Raw genomic sequence first — 20,405 nt, 5'->3', positions numbered from 1 at the left:
TTGTCAACAATGCCAAGAAGACTGTTGGTTGCATGAAGATCAAAAGCCGCGTACAATTCCATAAGGCACCTCCTTGGGTTGAGACTGGTTTGTTTCCCTGAGCATACCAGAAAACCCTTTGCCGGTATGCTCAGGAGGTGCCTCTTATATGAGTATCAAATCTCGTTTTGAGTCTTTTCAGAAATTCCTCTTCCAAAGACAGGACACGTTCCACTTGTAGGAGATTAGGAGTGAGCATGGTTTTGTTTCCTTGGTACGTATTGGTAGATTTTGGGAAGGGATGAAGACGGTTTTTTGGGGGGAGGTCAGGCGGTGTGGCCGGTTGCTGGTATTGATCAACTCCCCTTTTGTCCCGGACCGAGGTCTGCTTTTTCCTGGACTATCAACCTGCAATCGGCTCTAACAAATTGTACTTACACGGTAATTTGATAAGAATGTCCAAAAAAAGACTTGACCCCTTCAGGGAAGTTTTGATTGAAAAGACCGGATATTTCTGCTATTACAAAGGCCGGGGGATAACCGGTCGTTACTGAGAAAAGGCTGTGGAGCGAAAGCAGGGACTTTTTCGGGTGATCTCACCTCTTGAGCCGACCGTCCTCCCCGAAGGGCCGGGCTTCGGGCGTATCTGCCGTTGCGGGCCGCTTTGGGAAGCGAGTGGATCGGGGCTCAGGATCTGGAAGACCTGCTCAGAGAGGGGAACTCGCCTTTCCGGTGACGACCAGCTAGGCGGGAACCTTGGATTCCACTGGATGGAGGAGGACCGATGAAGGCAATCTTACTTGGTGCAGGCTATGGGACTCGGCTTTATCCCCTCACCTTGGACAAACCGAAGCCGCTTCTGCCTGTCGGCAACAAGGCGATCGTGGAGCACATTCTTGAGAGAATCGGCAGGATCCCGGCGATAGACGGTGTGCTCCTGGTTACAAACGACAAATTTGCGAGCCACTTCGAGGCATGGAAACAGGGGTTTCAATGGACGAGGCCCATCGAGATCCTCAATGATGGGACCACTTCCAATGAGGACAGGCTCGGGGCAGTGGGAGACATTTACTTCGTGTTGAAGCAGAAAGGGATCGACGAGGAGGTCCTGGTCGTGGGTGGGGACAACCTCTTCGAATTTGATTTGAACAGGGCAAGCGGGTTTTTCCGGGAAAAGGGTGGCCCTGTGGTGGGGCTTTACGACATGGGCGACAAGGAAAAGGTGGCCGGTCTGTATGGGGTAGTGTCGATCGATGAGGACTCAAGGATCGTGGGCTTTGAGGAGAAACCAAAGAACCCGAAATCCTCCCTGGTCAGCACTGCTCTCTATTTCCTCACCCCCCGAGACCTGCAGACCCTGAGGGTATACATCGAGGAGGGCAACAGACCCGACAATCTGGGCGACTTTGTGCGGTATCTTGTCGAGAGGCAGGACGTCTACGGCTACGTGTTCAGGGAAAACTGGTTTGATATCGGAAGCTTCGAGCAGCTTGAGAGGGCCAACGCGCATTTCTCCAAGGCCCCTTGAATCTTTCACAGGAGATAACGGGGCATCCGTGCAAGGAGCCAGATGAGGAACTCGCCGTAAGAGATCTCCCACATGGCCACGTCGAGAAGTCTGTTGATCGTTTCCCGCTGGGTGGCAAGGGTCTTCAGGAAGACCCCCGGCAGGCTGTGAACGGTTCTCGACAGGTAATAGGCCTGGCGGAGTCTCGCACCGAATCTCGCCTCGCATCTGTCTCGGAAGGCGGCCAGATCGGGCGTCGAACCAGGAGTCCCGTTGAGGGTGTCGTGGATGGTTTCCGCCGCGAGCTTCCCTGACAGGATCGCATAGCCGATTCCCTCACCCGCGAAAGCATCCACGAAGCCGGCCGCATCTCCCACAAGCAGTACTCGATCTCCTGTCACCCTCCTCCGGAACCCTCCGAGGGGGACGAGATGTCCCCGGATCCTCTCCGCCCTTTCAAGACCCTGTTCCGTCAGGAAGTGTTTGAGCAGATGGATCGGGTTTGTCGCCCGGCCGTGTATGCCGCCGATTCCCACCGAAAGGTATCCCCTGTGGGGGAAAATCCATCCATACCCCCGGCGCGACACACCGAAGTGGATGTGGATCTTTCCCTGGGTAAGCTTTTGGATCTCATCATGAGAGCTCCTGATCTCCGTGACGGCAGTCACGGCAACCTCGTTGCGCCGGTAAGGGCCTCGGACTCTCCTTGCCAGCTTCCCCATTGCTCCCTCTGCGATTACAAGGTACTTTCCCCGGAAGGATCCCCCGCTGGTAGCCACTTCCACGTGGCCGGGCCTCACGTCGAACCCGGTCGCCTTGGTGGCGAGCAAGACGCTGGCTCCTGCCTGCTTTGCCCGTTCGAGGAGAAGATCATCGAAGGAGGACCGGGATACCAGGATTCCCACAGGCGAGGGTTTGTATGCCTCGGCGAAGTGGTCTTGGAAAAAGACGCGCCCCCCATGCCATTCGAGCTCGACCAACTCCTGGGGCAGTTCGAAGTCGAGCCCTGAGAGGGCCCAACGGGTGACCCCTCCCGCGCATGGCTTGTATCGGGGAAACCGCTCTTTTTCGACCAGAAGAGTGTCTAACCCTCGAAGGGCGCACTGTCTGGCTGCAGTCGATCCCGAGGGTCCGGCGCCGACGACGATGACATCGACTACCCTTCCTCTCATGTTCCAATCCATACCACCACAGGGCCGGCTCCGTCAATGCTTCGGCCCGGTTTCCTCGAGCCTGGTCCCGATCCTCCCGCCGTCTGACTCCCTGGGAGGTCGAAAACCCGGTGAGAAGGAAGCCGGGGATGGTCTGGAGCAGAGCCGTACGGCAGGGGTTTTCCATGGTGCCTTTCGTCGCAAAGTCAAACCTGGAAATCATCAGCGGAACAGTGTATACTTTATATTTTCATGGCCAGGGGGAAGAGTTTGGAAAGAGAATCGAGAAAAGATCTCGGGCCGCTCCTAAATCCACGGTCCATCGCCGTGGTGGGGGCTTCAGAGAAGATCGGTGCGGGTTCCCTCGTGATCGAGAATCTTCGAAGCCTTGGGTTTGAAGGAAGGATCATACCGATCAACCCGAGATATTCAGCCGTGATGGGCCTCGTCTGCTATCCTTCCCTCGCCTCTGTTCCGCCTGATGAGAAGATCGATTGCGTCGCCGTTGTCCTCGGGCACGAACGGGTCATCCCGGTCATCGAGCAGGCGGCTCTGCGGGGCGTGCGGGGGGCCTGGGCCTTTGCGAGCGGGTTTGCGGAAGCCGGCCCCGAAGGAGCCCGCCTGCAGGAGCGATTGACAGAGGTGTGTCTCGAGAACGATATCCTCTTTTGTGGACCCAATTGTGTCGGATACGCCAACCTCTATGGTCGGGTTGGAACGTTCAGCGCCCCCCTGTCGCCGACCCTTGAAAAGGGAAAGGTGGGTGCGGTGGCCCAGAGTGGATCTGTCATCCTTGCCCTTGCCAACAGCAACAGGGGGATCGGTTTCAGTACGCTGATATCAAGCGGTAACGAGGCGGTATTGGACACGACCGACTACCTGGAGTATTTCCTGGACGACGAGAATACCGAGGTGATCATCGCCTTTCTCGAGGGAATACGCCGCCCTGAGGCGTTCGTTCGGGCTTGCAGAAGGGCCGCGGATATGAACAAGCCTCTGGTCGTCGTGAAGGTGGGCCGTTCAGGACTCGCGCAAAAGACGGCCGTCACCCATACAGGTGCCCTGACCGGGTCCGACGAGGTCCATGATGCTCTTTTCAGGAAACTCGGAGTGATCCGGGTGGATGATCTCGACCAGTTGCTCGAAACAGCAGAGGCCTTTGTTCGTTGCAGGAAGAGCCTGCCCAAGGGGGACCGTGTTGGTCTCATCACGGTTTCCGGAGGTGAGATCGGCCTGATCGCGGATCTGGCCGAAAATCTGTCCTTCTCGTTTCCTCCCCTGTCGAAGGCGGCCCGGGAGGAACTCGAAAAGAGACTTCCACCCTTCACACCTGTGGGGAATCCTCTGGACGCGTGGGGAAGCGGAGACCTGAGAGAGACCTATCCTGCCTGTCTCGAGGTCATGGCCCGGGAAGAGAATATCGATCTGATTGCCGTCTCACAGGATTCCCCTCCGGGAATGGCTGAAAAACAGGTGGACCAGTATGCCGATGTGGCCAGAGCAGCAGTTCGGGCTGCGTCCATGGGAAAGCCCGTCGTCGCTTTCAGCCATGTTTCAGGGGGTCTGGACCCTACCGTGAAGGGTATTCTGGATCGCGGAGGTGTCCCTTTCCTCCAGGGAACAAGGGAGAGCCTCCTCGCTATCCACAATCTGATCGCATACGGCCGGTTTCAGCGAAGCAGGACCCTCAGGGAGGAGAGGCCGGGAGAGTCACCCGTCGATTTGGCCGGAATGATACAGCGAATCCGCGGGGAGAGAAGGGTTCTCCCATACGGCGAGAGCCGGGATATCCTCAAGGCCTATGGGATCCAGGTCGCGGAAGGGCGCCTTGCACGATCGGTGGAGGAAGCCCTGGAAGCAGCCGAGGCGATCGGGTACCCGGTTGTCCTCAAGGGGCAGTCGCCCCGGATTCTCCACAAGACAGAGGCCGGGTTGGTCGAGGTCGGTGTGCGCGACGGTGTGGAACTCCGGACCCTGTTCGGAGAGATCAGGAGGAGGGCCGATCGATACGACCCCGGCGCCGAGTTTGAGGGAGTTCTGGTCCAGGAGATGGTTTCGCCGGAGGCCGTCGAGGTGATAGCGGGCATCTCCAGGGATCCTTCGTTCGGCCCGGTGGTGGTCCTGGGGCTGGGCGGCATATTCGTAGAGCTCTTGAAGGACACGAGCTTGAGGCTTGCTCCCATCACCCTGGACGATGCCTACTCGATGATTTCCGAGCTGAAGGGCAAGACACTTCTCGAGGGATTCCGGGGGAGAGAAGGAGCGGACGTCGATTCCCTCGCACGGGTCATGGTTCAGGTCGGGCGGATGGCCGTGGATTTGAGAGAGTTGCTGGTGTCCATGGATTTGAACCCCTTGATGGTTCTTCCCAGGGGCAAAGGGGTTCGAGCAGTCGATGTGGTCGTGGAAGTGGGCGGTGGCGATCTTGACGGGAATCCTGGTACCTGATAGGGATAGGATCTCGTCTGCCGTCAAAGGAAAGAAGAGGAGGAGTATTGCATGAGAGTCCTGCTTTCTGGAAACGAGGCCATTGCCAGGGGAGCATACGAGGCAGGGATTCAGGTGGCTGCCGGCTATCCGGGAACACCCAGTTCAGAGATACTTGAAAACGTGGCAAAGTATGAAGAGATCTATTCTGAATGGTCTGTGAACGAAAAGGTGGCCATGGATATGGCGGCCGGAGCGGCCTATTCCGGGCGTCGAGCCATGGTCACGACAAAGCAGGTCGGAATGAACGTTCTGTCGGATTCGTTGTTCTACACGGTCTACACGGGCCTGGAAGCGGGCCTTGTCGTAGTCACCGCCGACGATCCGGGCATGTTCAGTTCACAGAACGAGCAGGACAACCGTTACTATGCAAAGTTGGGAAAGCTCCCCCTCCTCGAACCTGGAGACAGCCAGGAGGCCAAGGACTTCGTGATTAGGGGAATCGAACTAAGCGAGAGCTTCGACACCCCGGTCATGATCCGGACCACCATGCGTACCTCCCACTCCAAATCCCTGGTCGACCTTGGTGAACGTCCTGAGATGAAGGAGGAAGTCGGACCGTTTACCCGTAACGCGGAGAAATACAACTGCATGTGTCTCTGGGCAAAGAAACGCCATCCCATGGTCGAGGACCGTCTGCTCAGACTCGCCGATTACGCCGAGACCTTCCCCTGGAACCGGATCGAGTGGGGGGATAGGAGCCTGGGAATCATCGTGAGCGGCGTGGTCTACGAATACGCCAGGGAGGTGTTCCCGGATGCCTCCTTCCTGAAACTCGGCATGACCTTTCCCCTGCCCAGGCTTCTTATTCGCGAATTTGCCGGCGGGGTGAAAAGGCTGGTCGTTATCGAAGAGCTGGATCCCTTTCTGGAGGAACAGATCAAGGCCATGGGCATCGAAGTGGTGGGAAAGGAGATCTTCCCGCCTTGCGATGAACTGTTGCCCCAAACCCTCAGAGACTTGGGAACCAAGGCAGGGCTTCTTCCCGAAGACCGGGCAAGAGGAGCCGGTACCCAGCCGAGCGGCGAACTTCCCGGCCGGAGTCCGGTGCTCTGTCCGGGGTGTCCGCACCGGACGAGCTTCTATCTCTTGAACAAAATGAAGTTGCCTGTTGCCGGGGACATCGGATGTTACAACCTGGGAGCCCTTCCTCCTTTCAACGCACAGCACACGATGGGCGCCATGGGAGCCAGCATCGGAGTCCTCCACGGAATGGGCAAGGCGCGGCTTCCAGAGCCTGCCGCAGCTACCATCGGGGACTCGACGTTTTTCCATGCCGGAATTCCCCCCCTGCTCAACATGGTTCACAACCATGGGGTCGGGACCGTGATTATCATGGACAACTTTACGACGGCGATGACGGGACACCAGGACAACCCGGGAAACGATTTCACCTTGATGGGAGAGGCGACAAGGAGGGTCGATATCGCTGAACTGGTCCGGGCCTTGGGGGTCGAGAAGATTCTGACTGTAGACGCCTTTGACGTGGAAGCCATGGAGAGTGCCTTGAAGGAGTGCACGGGTTATGGAGGTACGGCCGTTCTTATCGCCAGGGGTGCGTGCGTGTTTGTCTCGAGGAATCCCCAGCCGGCTTACGTTGTGGATACGGACCTCTGTACGGCTTGCGGCCGGTGTTTCAGGCTGGGCTGTCCGGCCATCGTGAAAGGCGAGGAGAGGAACGAAAAAACCGGGAGAAGAAAAGCCCAAATCGATCCGGTGCTCTGTACCGGATGCGATGTGTGTCGGCAGGTCTGTCCGACAGAGGCCATACGGAAGCCGGAAGGAAATCCATCGTGAAAGAGCGGGGTGGGGGTATGTCGGGAAGGGCTTTGAATTTTCTCATCGCAGGGGTCGGAGGCCAGGGGATCGTAATGGCCAGTGACATCCTCTCTGAGGTTGGAGCCCGGTCGGGTTATGATGTGAAGAAATCCGATATTTTGGGTTTGGCGGTTCGGGGTGGCAGCGTTGTCAGCCACGTTCGGTGGGCGGAAAGGGTCCACGCACCGGTCTTGGAAGAGGGGAATGCCGACTATCTGATCGGGTTTGAGTGGCTGGAGGTCTTTAGGAGAATCTCCTACGTGAAGGCCGGGGGCACGATCGTGGTGAATGACTGCCGGCTCGATCCTGTTTCAGTCAGTTCCGGTCAGCTCCCGTACCCGGACAGGACAGAGATGTTGTCACAATTGGAAAGGGCGGCCGGGAAGGTCTATGTGATCCCGGGACTGGAGACAGCCATCGAGCTCGGCAATTCCCGAACTCTCAATATCGTCGTCCTGGGAGCGTTGTCGAAACTGCTCGACATCGAGGCGGGGGTCTGGAAAGAGGTGGTCAAGGAGAGGGTGCCGGCGAGGCTGGTTGCCTTGAACCAGAAGGCCTTCGAAAGGGGGAGGTCGTTGACCGGATAGCCCCTCCAATGAGCCCGGAGGAAACAAGGGAAAGGAAGGAGAGCAACCGTTGAGCCTGGAATCAGAGAGACCGATACTGTTTACGAGAGGGAACCCGGCGGCCGAGGGGCTGCCTTTATCCGAGATCATCGACTGTGCCAGGACCGTGTTTCAAGAGGAGGGGAAGGTACTGTTCCAATACGGACACTACTCGGGTTACACTCCTCTGCGCGAGTGGATCGCGCAGAGATACCAGGTCAAGCTCGAGCAGGTCCTGATCGGAAACGGTTCCATGGAATTCCTCACCTTCATCGCGGGAATCCTGGTCGAGAGAGGCGATACCGTCTACCTCGAGTACCCGAGCTATGACAGAGCGATCACGGCGATGAAGCGGGCAGGGGCCGACGTGGTCGGCATACCATTGGAGCCGGATGGGATAAGCATCGAAAGCCTGCGAAAAGAGCTGGAAATCTCTGTTCCGAAGCTCTTCTATATCATCCCCGATTTTCAGAACCCGTCCGGGGTTACCACCTCACTGGAAAAGAGAAAGGAGATCGCCCGCCTGGCCGAGCAGTATGGCTTTCTTGTGATCGAGGACGGTCCTTATCGAGATCTCAGGTACCGTGGAAAGGATATCCCCACCATAAAGGAGCTCATCCCGGAAAGGGTCGTTCATGTCTCGTCCTTCTCCAAGGTTCTCAGCCCCGGGCTCCGCATCGGGTTCTTGATAGGCCCGCCCGATCTGATGCCGGAGTTGCACAAGTGGAGCGAGGACACCTACATCCATCCGGCACTGCCGACCCAGGGGATAGCCTATGAGTATTGCCGGAGAGGGCTTCTCGGGCCCAACATCGAAAGGCTGAAGACCCTTTATCGTCCAAGGATGGAGGCCATGCTGGAGGCCTTGGACAGGTTCATGGAAGGGGCGGAATGGATCAAGCCCGACGGAGGGTTCTTCATATCGGTCACGCTTCCCGACACCATCGACGGCAAGGCTGTAAGGGAAAACTCAAGAAGCTTCGGCATTGTTTTGACGGACGGAAGGGGATTTTTCCCTGACCGGAGAGGCGACAACTTCATCAGGCTCCCCTTTTGCGCACTTACACCCGAGGAGATAGAAGAGGGAATAAGGAGACTGACCAGGGCGATCGAGCGTTACAAGAGATAGGGCACTCGTCGGCTGAAAGGATTCTACAATGAGAATACTTGTCATCAACCCGAATACCTCGGTACGGATGACTGATCACATCCGGCAGGAACTCGTCCGGATAAAACGTCCTGACACGGAGTTGGCCGTTCTTTGTCCCGAAAGGGGACCCGATACGATAGAGTCCGCCTATGACGAGGCCATCGCGGTTCCACCGACCCTCGACCTGGTCAGGAAGGCCAATCGAGAGGGATACGATGCCGTGATCCTGGCCTGTTTCTCGGATCCAGGCCTGGAAGCCGCAAAAGAGATATCGGAAATCCCGGTCATCGGAATCGAGGAGTCGAGCCTCCACATGGCCGCCATGCTGGGAGCCAAGTTCTCCGTCATCACCCCCAGGAAAGAGCGCATTCCATCGAAAAGGGAGCACGTACACATGCGGGGGTTGGATCACTTCCTGGCTTCGATCCGTAGCCTCGATCTCTCGGTGGCCGAGACCGATGCAGACCCGGAAAAGACAAAGAGAAGAGTCTTCGAGGTGGCAAGAAGGGCCGTCGAGGAGGACGGCGCAGAAGTAATCATACTGGGATGCGCCGGAATGGCGGGCTATGCACCCGAGATAGAGGAAAAGCTGAAGATCAAGATCCTCGACCCCTCGGCAGTCGCTCTGAAGGTGGCTGAGGCCATGGTCGACCTGGGATTGGTCCATAGCAAGGTGGGCCTTTTCTCTTCTCCTCCCGAAAAACCGTTCAAGTAGTAGTGATGCCGCGTCATTCACGGGGGGATAGCGAAGAGAACCCTTCCCATGTCGATCTGATGTGGGAAAGCACCAAAGGCGCCTCCCTTTCGAGGTTCATGAATCTCCTGTCGAGATCCTCGACGCTCATCGTGTACGTGTAATCAATTTCCCGTAGTTTTTTCAATAACCCCTCAACAGGGTATGAAGGCAAAGTGGTAGTTACATTGCGAGCCTCACTCAGACCGGAGATATCAGGGACCGGCATGTGTACGTGGCGCAGAAGGCCATGGGTTTCGGTGATTACGTTCAGTGGTTCACCATCAGCGGTCATGTGATACAGATCAGCCAGGACCTTGACCTCCGGCCTGCCGAGCTCACTGGCTAGGGCTACCGCCTCCGAGACCGAGTTGATCACGTTGCAGTTCCTTCGCAAGATAGGCTCTATCACAACGGTGATATCGTTCTCGGCCGCCACGTCGGCGGTCATTTGCAGGAAGCGAACGATTTGTTGATGGGCCCTTTGCCTGGGAAAACCTTCCGGGATATTTCTCGCCCCCGGGCTCCCAAAAACAACCACTTTGCCGCCCAGTTCCCCGATTCTGCCCATAGTCGTCCTGACGTAATCGGTGACATTTGCGAAGTCCACCTCTCCACCCACCAGCCGGAGCTCTCCAGGTAGGAACCTCCTCCATGCCTCAGGCCTAATGCTAAAACCGCCCAGCCGTTTCTTCAAATTCGCTATTTCGGCCTTGCCGACTTCAGGGGCCACGTTCGTGACAGTGAGCTCCACATAGTCATAACCCGCTCGTTCCGCCGCACCAATATCTTCCACACAGACACAGATCCCGAATTTCATTCACTTTGCTCCTCTATTACATGGTGTCTTGATCGAAAAACCCTAACCTCCGCTTCCAGATTATTCCGGTGCAGCTCTTCCCGAGCCTGCTACACGATCAGCTTCCGGTGGCAATAGTGCGACTATTCTGCGTGTTTGTCAACAGAAGGCATTGCACCGAGAGGGGGTCTTCGCAAAAAGTCTGACTTGCTGCGGAGCACAATTCGATTCCAAATCCGACGCCGGGTGTCATGCCTATTCCGAGTCCCAACTGAAGACGATTATTCTGGGGTTTCCTGACTTTTGGAGAACACCCTTGCCTCGGAGCGACATTGCGGAAGCGGTGGGGTACCCATCAAGGGTGAGCGGGGAGGGGAGAGGTCGTGTTCGTGATTCGTGTTGATAGGGTCACCGCGTGAGCTCAGGAGCGAGGGGACAAGGGTGTTCTCCTGCCAAAACAGAAAAAAATCGTGAAGTCATATACTTGCAAGAATCCTCGGCCGAAAACTCAGGAACTCCAACATTATTTCCTTGACTCAGATTAGCCGCTCGGATATATTCTCGTTCTGGTTGATCGAGGGTCTCCGCCTTGTAGGTAAAACGAAAAGGTGGGGGCGTAATGTCTTTTCCAAAAAAGGAGGTGCAAGATGAAGCGTTTGGGAACAGTGTGGTTTTTGGGCTTTCTGGTGATCGTCCTTGCATTTGGCGTATCCATAGCCCAGGCAAGGAGCCTTGACCAGATTATCAAGGCAGGAGAGATTCGTGTCGGTATCAATCCCACCCTGCCACCGCTCGGGCTTTTCAATGAAAAGAATGAGATAGACGGTTTCGACAAGGATTTTGCTGTCGAAATCGCCAAGAAACTCGGTGTGAAGCTGAAGGTGGTGCGAGTCGGATCGCCAGACCGTATTCCATTTGTGGCTGCGGACAAGATCGACTTCGTTATGGGTGCGATGACCCGCAATTCCGCGCGGGCAAAAATCATCGATTTCACACTACCGATTACCACGGAGGCTTTCGGTGTATTAACCACAAAGAAGATACCTTATGAGAATTATAAAGAATTTAACCGTAAGGACATTACATTCGTACAGGTGCGCGGTACAACGCCCATTCCTTTCATCCAGAAAAATCTCCCCAAGGCAAAGATACTGCTTCTCGACAATTACCCTGATGTCATTCGTGCCATTGCACAGGGGCGCGCCGATGCAATGATAGATGTCATAGACTATATGTGGAAGTACATGAAAACCCACAAGCAAGTCAAATGGAAGGTGATCAAGACCCCGGTCGAAATCTACTTCAACTGCTTAGGTGTGGCCAAGGGAAATTACACACTGAGGGATTGGCTGAATGTAGCGATCTACGAGTTATATAGGGATGGAGTCGTAGATAGGCTATGGGAGAAATGGTTTGGCGGACCTATAGTATTCAAAGTACACTGGAGCGAGTGGTTCTGATACCAGTCCCGGGGGCTGCCCGGCACTTATAAAGTCGGGCAGCTCCTATGTTAGTTAATGCTGATTTAGATTCGGTTAATGCATTATACCCTTCAATTCGGCCAGGTTCTCAAATACCTTCCCTATCTGATCTCTGGCGCCTGGCTCAGTTTTCAGATTGCCTTCCTTGCCTTTTGCGGCGGCATGGTCATTGGGCTTGTGGGTGCCCTGGGCAAGACCTTCGGTGGTCGAGTATTCCGCAGTGTTGTCGGCACCTATGTGACCTTCTTCACGAACACACCCCAGTTGGTCCAGATATATTTCCTCTTTTTTGCCTTACCAGAGGTGGGCATCCTGCTGACACCTTACGAAGCCGTACTGGTCGGGATGACGTTGAATGCAGGCGCATACCTCACAGAGATCCAGAGAGCGGGATTCCTTTCGGTCCACAGAGCCGAAATGGAAGCAGCCGAAACAGTGGGAATGTCACTTATCCAGTCTGTGCGGTATGTGATCTTCCCCCATATTATCAAGGTTCTGTTTCCTCCTCTGTCTAATCTTTACATCATCATGACACTAGGTACCTCTATGGCGGCAATCTTCGGCGTAGAAGAGCTAACCGGCCGTGCGTTCAACGTCAATGCTCTCACGTTTCGGTCAATCGAGGTCTTTTCGGTAACGGCAGCGCTTTATTTTCTAGTTACTGTGGCGGCCAGTACGATCTTGGTACTCCTGGGACGCTGGCTGTTTAGGGTTAAGAGCAAGGTGTTTTGATGTTCGCAGCATTATTTGAAGAAATTCCAAAGTTTTTTGCCTACTACAATGTAGTGTTTCTCCTGAAGGCCGGGTTGACCACCTTGTGCCTATCCGCTGTGGGATGCATAATTGGATCGTTGGTCGGATTTTTCCTTGCGGTTGTACGCATTACCCGGGGAGTTTCGTTGCTGCCGGCGCGTCTCCTTTCCATATCGTACATCGAGTTCTTCCGGCGGGTCCCCTTTCTTGTTACCCTGATGTTTATATTCTTCATGTACCATGCCCTCGATCTCGATGTCTCTGTCTTCATCGTCGGATTGACCACGGTTTGCCTGATTGCGGCCAGCTATACAGGAGAAATCGTGCGTGCGGGTATAGAGTCCGTGCACGTAACGCAGTGGGAAGCGGCCGATACCATGAACTTCAACCTGGTCCAGAAACTTGGCATGGTGATTCTGCCCCAGGCTTGGAAGGTCATCTTGCCACCTGTGTTCAGTTTTTTCATTCTATTCATAAAGGACACTGCCCTGGCATCACAAATTGGGGTTATCGAGCTCACATATGCCGGTAAGGTGCTGAACAATAAAGGGTTCTCTCCAGCGCTTGTGTTTGGAACGGTTTTGGCTCTGTACTTTATCATCTCCTACCCGCTCGCCCGTCTTGGTGTGTGGATGGAGAAGAAGCTCGGCGTCTCCGGGTGCCGAGAGTGATACCTGCGAAGGGGCTGCCGCATTGTGACCAAACAGGGCAGAACTAGGGATATCGTCTCCTGCGCAATGGCTCTTTTTTGCCAAAGCGGTCAGGCTCGTTCTTAGGGATGATGATACGACCGGGGAAGTGGGAAAAGCCGGGGAGGTTCTAGCCGATTAAAGGCTCAGACCGGGCCAGGGAGCTCATGGTCAAAATCCTGCCCCACCATGGTCCGCTCTTCCTTGGGATGGTCGCACGGAGATGGAAAGACTCCAGAATCTGAGAGGGAAGGTGCAGACTGTAACGGGGTTGACAGATCCGGAGGCACTTGGTCCTACGCTTATGCACGAACACATATTATGTGACCTGACCCCGCCCGGACGTTTCAGATCCGCAGAACCTGAGGTGGAGATTAGCCTCGAAAACACTTGGGAGATTCGTTACCACTGGTGCAACCATCCGGGCAATAACCGATTGGATCAGGAGGAGGTTGCTGTCCGAGAGCTGGTGAGGATGCGAGAGGCCGGCGGCCGATCTGTCGTGGAATTGACTTGTAGAGGGTTGAAGCGCAATCCGGTGGGACTGAGACGGGTGTCTGAGCAAGCAAACGTTAATATCATTATGGGTTGCGGCTACTATACCGAGGAGTTCCTTGCTCCTGGTATGAGAGAGATGTCCGTTCAAATGATTGCTGGAGAGATGATTTCTGATATCCTTGAGGGTGTGGGGGATACCGGCATCCGGGCCGGGATAATCGGCGAGATCGGATGCTCATTTCCGCAGGCTGAACTGGAGAAGCGAGTTCTATGCGCGGCTGTCATTGCACAGCGCGAGACCGGTGCCGCGATAAATATTCATCCTGGGCGGCATCCCGAGGCGCCTCTTGGGATCGTCAGGTATATTGAAAGAAACGGGGGTGATCCGAGCAGGGTCATTGTCAGTCACATCGACAGGACGATTTTTGACCACAAGACGCTTTTTGAACTGGCTGAAACCGGTTGCATGATCGAATACGATTTTTTTGGGATCGAATCCTCTTACTATCCATTTCAGGACGTCGACCTTCCAAACGATGGCATGCGATTGAAATCGATCCGTGCGCTCATTGACAAAGGGCGTCTGTCCCAGGTGGTGATTTCGCAGGACATCTGTAGCAAGACGCGGCTTGTTTGCTATGGCGGGCACGGATACGGGCATATTTTCGCTAATATCGTCCCAATGATGAGGAGAAAGGGTTTCAGTGATTCTGAAATCGAGGCGGTCCTTGTCCAGAACCCTGGACGCCTGGTTGCTTTTGTATGAACCGGATCAGAACCTCAGACGTTACTTATCGTTATTCCGAATTTCCAAGATTATCATCTTATTATTGGACGAAATGGCATGCTTGTCTTTGTTTCCAAGATCTTCTGGCCGATTTTCTGTGATGATCGACTAGTTGTTTGGTGTGTCAAGTGATCCCATCTGATTCAGCAACCACCTCCTTCATGCCTCGGGATGTGTGGTTTGCACGGGCCCGCCTGAAGAATCTGATCTTCCGTACGCCGATCCTCTTCTCATCCAGGCTGAGCCGCAGGACGGGCTGCCAGGTCTACCTGAAGATGGAGTGCTGGCAGGTGTGCGGATGCTTCAAGGTCCGCGGAGCAATCAACATGGTTTCCGCTCTCACTCAGACCGAGAGGACCCGGGGTCTTGTGACCTGTTCAAGTGGCAACCACGGTATTGCTCTCGCCTATGCGGCGAGCATTTTCGGGAGACCGCCGACGAGGATATTCTTGCCCAGAGGGGCTGACCCAAACAAGGTGGAGAGGCTAAAGGCCTTTGGTGCCGAGGCTGTTCTGCACGGCGCAGATTTCCTCGAAACCCTGGATGAGGCCCTGCGGTATGCAAAGGAGAGCGGCGCGACCTATGTTCATTCCCACAGTCATCGGCTGGTTATCGCAGGGCAGGGGACGATTGGGCTGGAGATCATGGAGGACCTTCCCGGTGTGGAAACGATTCTTGTTCCGATTGGCGGCGGAGGGCTGATCTCCGGTATCGCAACGGCTGTTAAATGCGCCGCTGAGCAGGTGAGAATCGTGGGCGTGGAGCCTACTGCCGCACCAGGCGCCTACCTTTCTTTTCAGGATGGCCGCTGTCACGAACGGGTTGACATCCGGCCCTCAGTCGCGGATGGACTTCTAGGCACACTGACGCCGTTAACGTGGGAGGTATCTTGCAATTTGGTTGAGGGAGTCAAATTGGTGGAGGAGGATGAGATCATCCAGGCCATGCGGGTATTCCAGGAGGACGAGCAGTTGATGGTTGAAGGATCTGCATCGGTTGGTCTGGCTGCTGTCTTGGGTGGCAAAATCGATGTGCATGGCCAGAAGGTGGTCCTTGTAATAACCGGTCGCAATATAGACGCCACCAAGTACAACAGGCTGATCAGTCGGGCGAAATAGTCGGCCTGAGTGGGCAACATCTGGACAGATGGGCTGTCTTCGAGGAAGGGCCAGGAGTTTTCACACCGAATACTCCTGGAAATGTCGCTTCCCGAGAGGTAATATACTTGTTTGAGTGCTAGCCGAGTTGAGAGGAGGACCACTGTGAAAGCTCTACCAGAAGGTCGTTCGTTAGAAATGACAAAAGACTTGCTCAAGGGCGCAATAGACATCCATGTCCATCCAGGGCCCCATCTGAAAAGCAGCCCGCGAAGGCTCGACCCGATTGAAACTGCAATCGACTCCAGGGACGCTGGTATGAGGGCCATAGTCCTCAAAGATGTTTTTGAAATGAGTAACGGCATAGCCTGGTTGGTCAACCGCCATGTTCCCAATTTCAAGGTTTACGGTGGTCTAATTCTGAATACGGTCTATGGCGGCATGAATCCCCGTGCCTTTAAGACCGCAATATACTATGGGGATGGCGCGAAGTACCTTGATTTCGGCGCTCATTCAACATATTATCAGGCTTCAAAGGAAGGGCGCATGAAGGACGGGAAGTTTGTCGCCCTGAGCCAACTTTACCCCAAATTCAAGAGAGAAGAGCTGGATCGGTGTATCCGTATACCCCTTGACGAAGATCCGGGGCCGGAGTTGGATGAGATGCTGCAATTGCTTGCTGCTAATCCGCAGATCTATATGGACACCGGCCACGTCTCTGTGGAAGAGGCGATACGGTTGGTAGAGCTTAGGGAGAAGTATGGTTACCAGCGAGTGGTCGTATCGAGTTCTGTTACCAAAAACGCAAAAACCGAGCAACTCAAATACATGGCCGGCAAAGGCGCGTTTATAGAGCTCTCTTTTGCTGCCTACACGGCGCCGCAGATGATTCCCCTGACTCACTACTATGTGGAAAAGGAATATGCATCAATCGATGAAGGAATGGCCAAAACACCTGGGAGTGGCATCAGGGAGGTTGCCGATCAGATTGAGGCTTTGGGACCGGAGCATTGCATCATGTCGACCGACTTCGGCCGCTACGCTCTCTCCACGCCGGCTGAGGGACTACGCCAGTTTATCGCCTGTATGTTGGACCTGGGTATTCGGCCCGAGGACATCCGCACCATGGTAAAAACCAATCCTGAGAGACTCTTGGGGCTGGAACCCGAAGAAGAATCGGTTTCCGAGTCTGACGAAGTACAATCATAGCGCTGTGATGACCATAGCCTGAACAGGCATGCATTTTCTTGATCACCGGCAGGCGATCGGGAAACGATTTGCTTAGTTTCGTCCTCCACCAAAGGAGCCTTACACCATGTCAGACAAAAGCGAGGCATTTGAGAAACGGGCAGCAGCAGTGACAGAAAAACTTCTCCGATCTCGGGAGAGCATCGTTTGTATCGACTCTCATACAGGAGGTGAGCCGACGCGGCTGGTGGTGGGAGGTATGCCGGAGATCAAGGGGGATACTATTACGGAAAAGAGCAGGTTTTTCGCTGAGAACTATGATCACCTTCGAACCACGTTGACGGCTGAACCGAGGGGCCACAAGACCATGCACGCCTTCATCCTTTGCCCTCCAACCACGGATGAGGCAGACTTCGGGGTTGTCATCGCTTGCGCCCTGGGCTATCTCGATATGTGTGGGCATGGCCTGATTGGGGCGGTTGCGAGCGCCATCGAAGCCGGGATCGTCCGCGCGGAGGAGCCTGAGACGAGGGTCGTCGTTGAAACACCGGCGGGCCTCATCGTTGTTCGTATCCGGGTCTCTAACGGTAAGGCCGAAAGCGTGGCCTTCCGAAATCAACCCGCTTTTGTCTATAAGCGGGACCTGGAAGTCGATGTAGCACCCTTTGGCCGATTCACAGTCGACATCGCCTTTGGCGGGAACTGGTATGTGGTCGTCGAAGCAGAGAAACTGGGATTGGAGATAGATGTCAAGAACCTGGATCGATTCAGTGAAGCCAACAATCGAATCCTGGAAACAGTGAACGCCGTGGTTTCACCGGAGCATCCGATCCTCGGCCCTGGGGGTAAGATTCCTCAGATGGTATTTGTGGGGCCCCCGAAAAATCCTGAAGCAGACAGCATGAATCTGGTCACCTCTGAAGCCTTGGGATATGATCGTTCCCCCTGTGGGACAGGAAGCAGTGCTAAGATGGCAATCCTCCACGCGCGCGGTCAGCTCAAGCTGAACCAGGACTACGTGCACGAGAGCGGAACAACAGGGAGTCTATTTCGATCCAGGCTTGTAGAGGAGACGAAGATCGGAACCTTTGATGCCGTGATTCCGGAAATTGAGGGGAGTGCCTATGTGACAGGAATCAATTACATCATGACCGATCCGCGCGATTCTCTGACTCACGGGTTTTACGTGGGTTAGGCGATCTGCCAGGACGCCGAGAGGGGTAGGAGCCTTTTGGCACCTCCCATAGACTGAACCGGCGTCTTCTGTTTTGACTCCTATATACTTGCCGGGGCTCATTAACTGGGAGCTGACGCAGGCGGGGTAGTCAGGCAGCTTGCATAGGCGCATTTCTGAAGAAGGAGGGTCAACTTTGGCGTTGGTACCAACAGAAAAGCTCACCATACTCCAACCCCAGGTCCGGTTGGGAGATCCCCACGTATCCAGTGATGACAAGAACAGCCTGAGCATCATATTTTCCATGTACGAGTCCCTGGTATCCCGGGACGGGAGGGGTGGTTATTGCCCTGCACTGGCTGAAAGCTGGATGCTCGACAGCGACGCATGTACATGGACCTTTTTCCTGCGGTCTCCTGTTCACTTCCATGACGGCTCCATCCTGGTAGCCGAGGATGTCGTGGCCAGCCTCGAGCGAGTGCGTGACCCCTCCATGGAGGGCGAACTGGGTACTGGCGGCGTGTATCGGAGCTACCTGGAAGGGGCTGTCTTCGAGACACTCGATAGGCGCAGCGTGCGTGTCGTCACAGCCAGACCCACGGCCGATTTGCTGGACTTGATTGTCAAGTTTCCCATCGTCCCGGCAGGTGCCCTGGCAGGGCTTCCGGGCAAACCGGTTGGTAGCGGACCTTACCGCTTCGTGGGAGCAGACAAAAATCTCATTGTGATGAGCCGCTGGGATAGGTATTGGGGGGGGCTGCCTCCGGCAAAAGAGATCCATTGGCAGGCAGAGGCTGATTCAGGTTCAAGAGTTGAGTCTCTTTTGGTGGGCGTGGCCGACCTGGTGTCGGATATAGGTCCCAAAGACGCCCGAATGATCGAATGTAAGGCAACGGTTTTCACATCGGAGAGCAGTGTGTGCACCGCGTTCATGTGCAATCTCCAGTCTGGCGCCTGTACGGACAGACGCGTGCGGCAGGCCCTAAACTACGGCCTGGATGTTCCGGAGCTTGTTGAAGGAGTCATGGAGGGAGCTGCTCGCCCTCTGAATGGACCACTGACCTATTTGCACTTTGGGTGTGACCCGGAGACACCCCCATACCCGTACGATCCGGGAAAGGCAGAGGCTCTCCTGGCCGAGGCCGGTTACGGCGAAGGGCTCAGACTCGTTCTCGATGTTCCCACGAGGCTTCCGGACGAAGCACCGGATCTGGCGCGACACATGGCGGAGCAGTATGGTCGGATCGGCATTTCCACCGGGATAAGAGAGTTCACGGACCGCCCAGGCTATGCGAATATGGTTCGAGCAAAGGAGATAGATGACGCATGCTGTTTTGATTCCAGTCCTTTAAGTAGCTATCGCGTTTTCCGCGAGAAATTCCATTCAGGCGCGCATGGTCCCTGGTGGCTGGGATACACCAACCCAGAGGTTGACGCTTTGATTGACGAGGCGGCAGCTACTCCGGATAATGTCAGACGGCAACAGGTCTACCGGCGAATCTACCGTATCATTCGGGATGATGCGCCATGGATCTTCCTTTACAGTCCGACGTATTCCTGGGGTGTAGCCCCACACCTCGGAGGATGGTCAGCAGGCAATGACGGCCTGATCAGACTGGTATAGAGAAAACCGAACGCGCTCAATATGTGGGCAAATCAGGAAAATTGAGCGAGCCTCGTGGGGGTACTCTTCGAACTCTTTTCAGAGGCGACACTTAGTGACGCAGGATCCTACCAACGAACTCACGCGTGCGAGGCTCGCGTGGGCTATCGAAGATCTCCTGGGGGGACCCAATCTCCAGGATACGGCCATTGTCCAGAAATGCGACCTTGGAGGCTACTTCTCGCACGAATCCCATCTCATGTGAGATGATGAGCATGGTCATTCCCTCGGCCGCCAGGAGCCGGATCGTGTCGAGGACCTCACTTACGAGTTCAGGGTCAAGAGCGGATGTCACCTCGTCCAGGAGCAGGATCTCCGGCCTGAGTGCAAGTGCCCTAGCTATGGCAACACGCTGCTGTTGCCCGCCGGAGAGTTCATCAGGGTAAACGTGCATTTTATCGCCCAAACCTACCTTTTCCAGCAGCCTCCTTGCTTCCTCTTCTACCTCCCTGCGGTCCCGTTTCTTGATCTTGATGGGGGCGATAGTGACGTTTCGAAGGGCGGTCATATTTTGAAAGAGATTGAACTGCTGAAACACGATTGCAATCTGGTCCCGGACGGCTCTTACCGCCTTTTTGTTTCCATAGTCGACGGGAACGCCGTTCAGAATGACTTGTCCGGACCTCGGTCGCAGCAACCCCACCAGCACCCGCAGGAGCGTGCTCTTGCCAGAGCCCGAGGCGCCAATGAGGGTGACGACCTCACCCCTTTCCACTCCCAAAGAGACTCCTCTGAGGACGGGTGTATCACCGTATGCGGCACTTAAATCATCGATTTTTAGATGGTGCAAGTTATGTCTCCATCCACCCCATAATTCCTGTCAGCAGCTATAGAAGAAAGGCCCAT

The 20,405-nt window shown here is 55.2% G+C and carries 17 protein-coding genes; 14 read left to right on the top strand and 3 right to left on the bottom strand.

The window, feature by feature from the left end:
- Nucleotides 1–763 precede the first annotated feature (763 nt).
- Entirely contained in the window at nt 764–1,507 is a 744-nt protein-coding gene (locus JRJ26_13585; protein ID MBW2058519.1) for a nucleotidyltransferase family protein, read from the top strand.
- A 5-nt stretch (nt 1,508–1,512) separates the two neighbouring features.
- Here the strand turns inward: JRJ26_13585 and JRJ26_13580 are convergent, their stop codons facing one another.
- On the bottom strand, nt 1,513–2,658 hold the full coding sequence (locus JRJ26_13580; GenBank protein MBW2058518.1) for a geranylgeranyl reductase family protein: 1,146 nt from the start codon (nt 2,656–2,658) through the stop codon (nt 1,513–1,515).
- Nucleotides 2,659–2,889: 231 nt separating this feature from the next.
- On the opposite strand from JRJ26_13580, the gene JRJ26_13575 reads away from it, so the two are divergent.
- From JRJ26_13575 to JRJ26_13555, 5 genes are read left to right on the top strand one after another with little or no spacing between them, the layout of a single operon-like run.
- Complete coding sequence (locus JRJ26_13575) at nt 2,890–5,085, top strand: acetate--CoA ligase family protein (GenBank protein ID MBW2058517.1); 2,196 nt, start codon at nt 2,890–2,892, stop codon at nt 5,083–5,085.
- A gap of 51 nt (nt 5,086–5,136) precedes the next feature.
- Nucleotides 5,137–6,921: an indolepyruvate ferredoxin oxidoreductase subunit alpha gene (gene iorA / locus JRJ26_13570; GenBank protein MBW2058516.1), complete on the top strand. Its 1,785-nt coding sequence runs from the start codon at nt 5,137–5,139 to the stop codon at nt 6,919–6,921.
- A 17-nt stretch (nt 6,922–6,938) separates the two neighbouring features.
- A complete protein-coding gene (locus JRJ26_13565; protein ID MBW2058515.1) occupies nt 6,939–7,529 on the top strand; it encodes an indolepyruvate oxidoreductase subunit beta in 591 nt (196 codons plus the stop codon).
- A gap of 49 nt (nt 7,530–7,578) precedes the next feature.
- A complete protein-coding gene (locus JRJ26_13560; protein MBW2058514.1) occupies nt 7,579–8,676 on the top strand; it encodes a PLP-dependent aminotransferase family protein in 1,098 nt (365 codons plus the stop codon).
- Between the two features lie 28 nt (nt 8,677–8,704).
- Nucleotides 8,705–9,412 (top strand): aspartate/glutamate racemase family protein, encoded by a 708-nt coding sequence (locus JRJ26_13555; protein MBW2058513.1) that lies wholly within the window; start codon nt 8,705–8,707, stop codon nt 9,410–9,412.
- A 13-nt stretch (nt 9,413–9,425) separates the two neighbouring features.
- On the opposite strand, the gene JRJ26_13550 is transcribed toward JRJ26_13555, so the two are convergent.
- On the bottom strand, nt 9,426–10,250 hold the full coding sequence (locus JRJ26_13550; protein ID MBW2058512.1) for a sugar phosphate isomerase/epimerase: 825 nt from the start codon (nt 10,248–10,250) through the stop codon (nt 9,426–9,428).
- Nucleotides 10,251–10,876: 626 nt separating this feature from the next.
- On the opposite strand from JRJ26_13550, the gene JRJ26_13545 reads away from it, so the two are divergent.
- From JRJ26_13545 to JRJ26_13510, 8 genes are all read left to right on the top strand, one after another.
- Nucleotides 10,877–11,689 carry a transporter substrate-binding domain-containing protein gene (locus tag JRJ26_13545; GenBank protein ID MBW2058511.1) on the top strand — a complete coding sequence of 271 codons (813 nt, stop codon included), beginning with the start codon at nt 10,877–10,879 and terminating at the stop codon, nt 11,687–11,689.
- Nucleotides 11,690–11,767: 78 nt separating this feature from the next.
- Nucleotides 11,768–12,442 carry an amino acid ABC transporter permease gene (locus JRJ26_13540; GenBank protein ID MBW2058510.1) on the top strand — a complete coding sequence of 225 codons (675 nt, stop codon included), beginning with the start codon at nt 11,768–11,770 and terminating at the stop codon, nt 12,440–12,442.
- Nucleotides 12,442–13,134, top strand: coding sequence for an amino acid ABC transporter permease (locus JRJ26_13535; GenBank protein ID MBW2058509.1), 693 nt, complete (start codon nt 12,442–12,444; stop codon nt 13,132–13,134). Before JRJ26_13540 ends, JRJ26_13535 begins: the two co-directional genes overlap by 1 nt.
- 241 nt (nt 13,135–13,375) lie before the next feature.
- On the top strand, nt 13,376–14,416 hold the full coding sequence (locus tag JRJ26_13530; GenBank protein MBW2058508.1) for an aryldialkylphosphatase: 1,041 nt from the start codon (nt 13,376–13,378) through the stop codon (nt 14,414–14,416).
- A gap of 182 nt (nt 14,417–14,598) precedes the next feature.
- Nucleotides 14,599–15,555 (top strand): threonine/serine dehydratase, encoded by a 957-nt coding sequence (locus JRJ26_13525; GenBank protein MBW2058507.1) that lies wholly within the window; start codon nt 14,599–14,601, stop codon nt 15,553–15,555.
- A gap of 177 nt (nt 15,556–15,732) precedes the next feature.
- Nucleotides 15,733–16,743 (top strand): hypothetical protein, encoded by a 1,011-nt coding sequence (locus JRJ26_13520; GenBank protein ID MBW2058506.1) that lies wholly within the window; start codon nt 15,733–15,735, stop codon nt 16,741–16,743.
- Between the two features lie 106 nt (nt 16,744–16,849).
- On the top strand, nt 16,850–17,917 hold the full coding sequence (locus JRJ26_13515) for a proline racemase family protein (protein ID MBW2058505.1): 1,068 nt from the start codon (nt 16,850–16,852) through the stop codon (nt 17,915–17,917).
- 175 nt (nt 17,918–18,092) lie between these two features.
- A complete protein-coding gene (locus JRJ26_13510; GenBank protein MBW2058504.1) occupies nt 18,093–19,520 on the top strand; it encodes an ABC transporter substrate-binding protein in 1,428 nt (475 codons plus the stop codon).
- Between the two features lie 91 nt (nt 19,521–19,611).
- On the opposite strand, the gene JRJ26_13505 is transcribed toward JRJ26_13510, so the two are convergent.
- The gene (locus JRJ26_13505; protein ID MBW2058503.1) at nt 19,612–20,349 is read right to left on the bottom strand and encodes an amino acid ABC transporter ATP-binding protein; all 738 of its coding nucleotides are present in this window, start codon (nt 20,347–20,349) and stop codon (nt 19,612–19,614) included.
- Nucleotides 20,350–20,405 lie beyond the last annotated feature (56 nt).

Source organism: Deltaproteobacteria bacterium, assembly GCA_019308905.1.
Lineage (GTDB): Bacteria > Desulfobacterota > BSN033 > WVXP01 > WVXP01 > JAFDHF01.
This window is presented reverse-complemented; position numbering and strand designations above follow the sequence as displayed.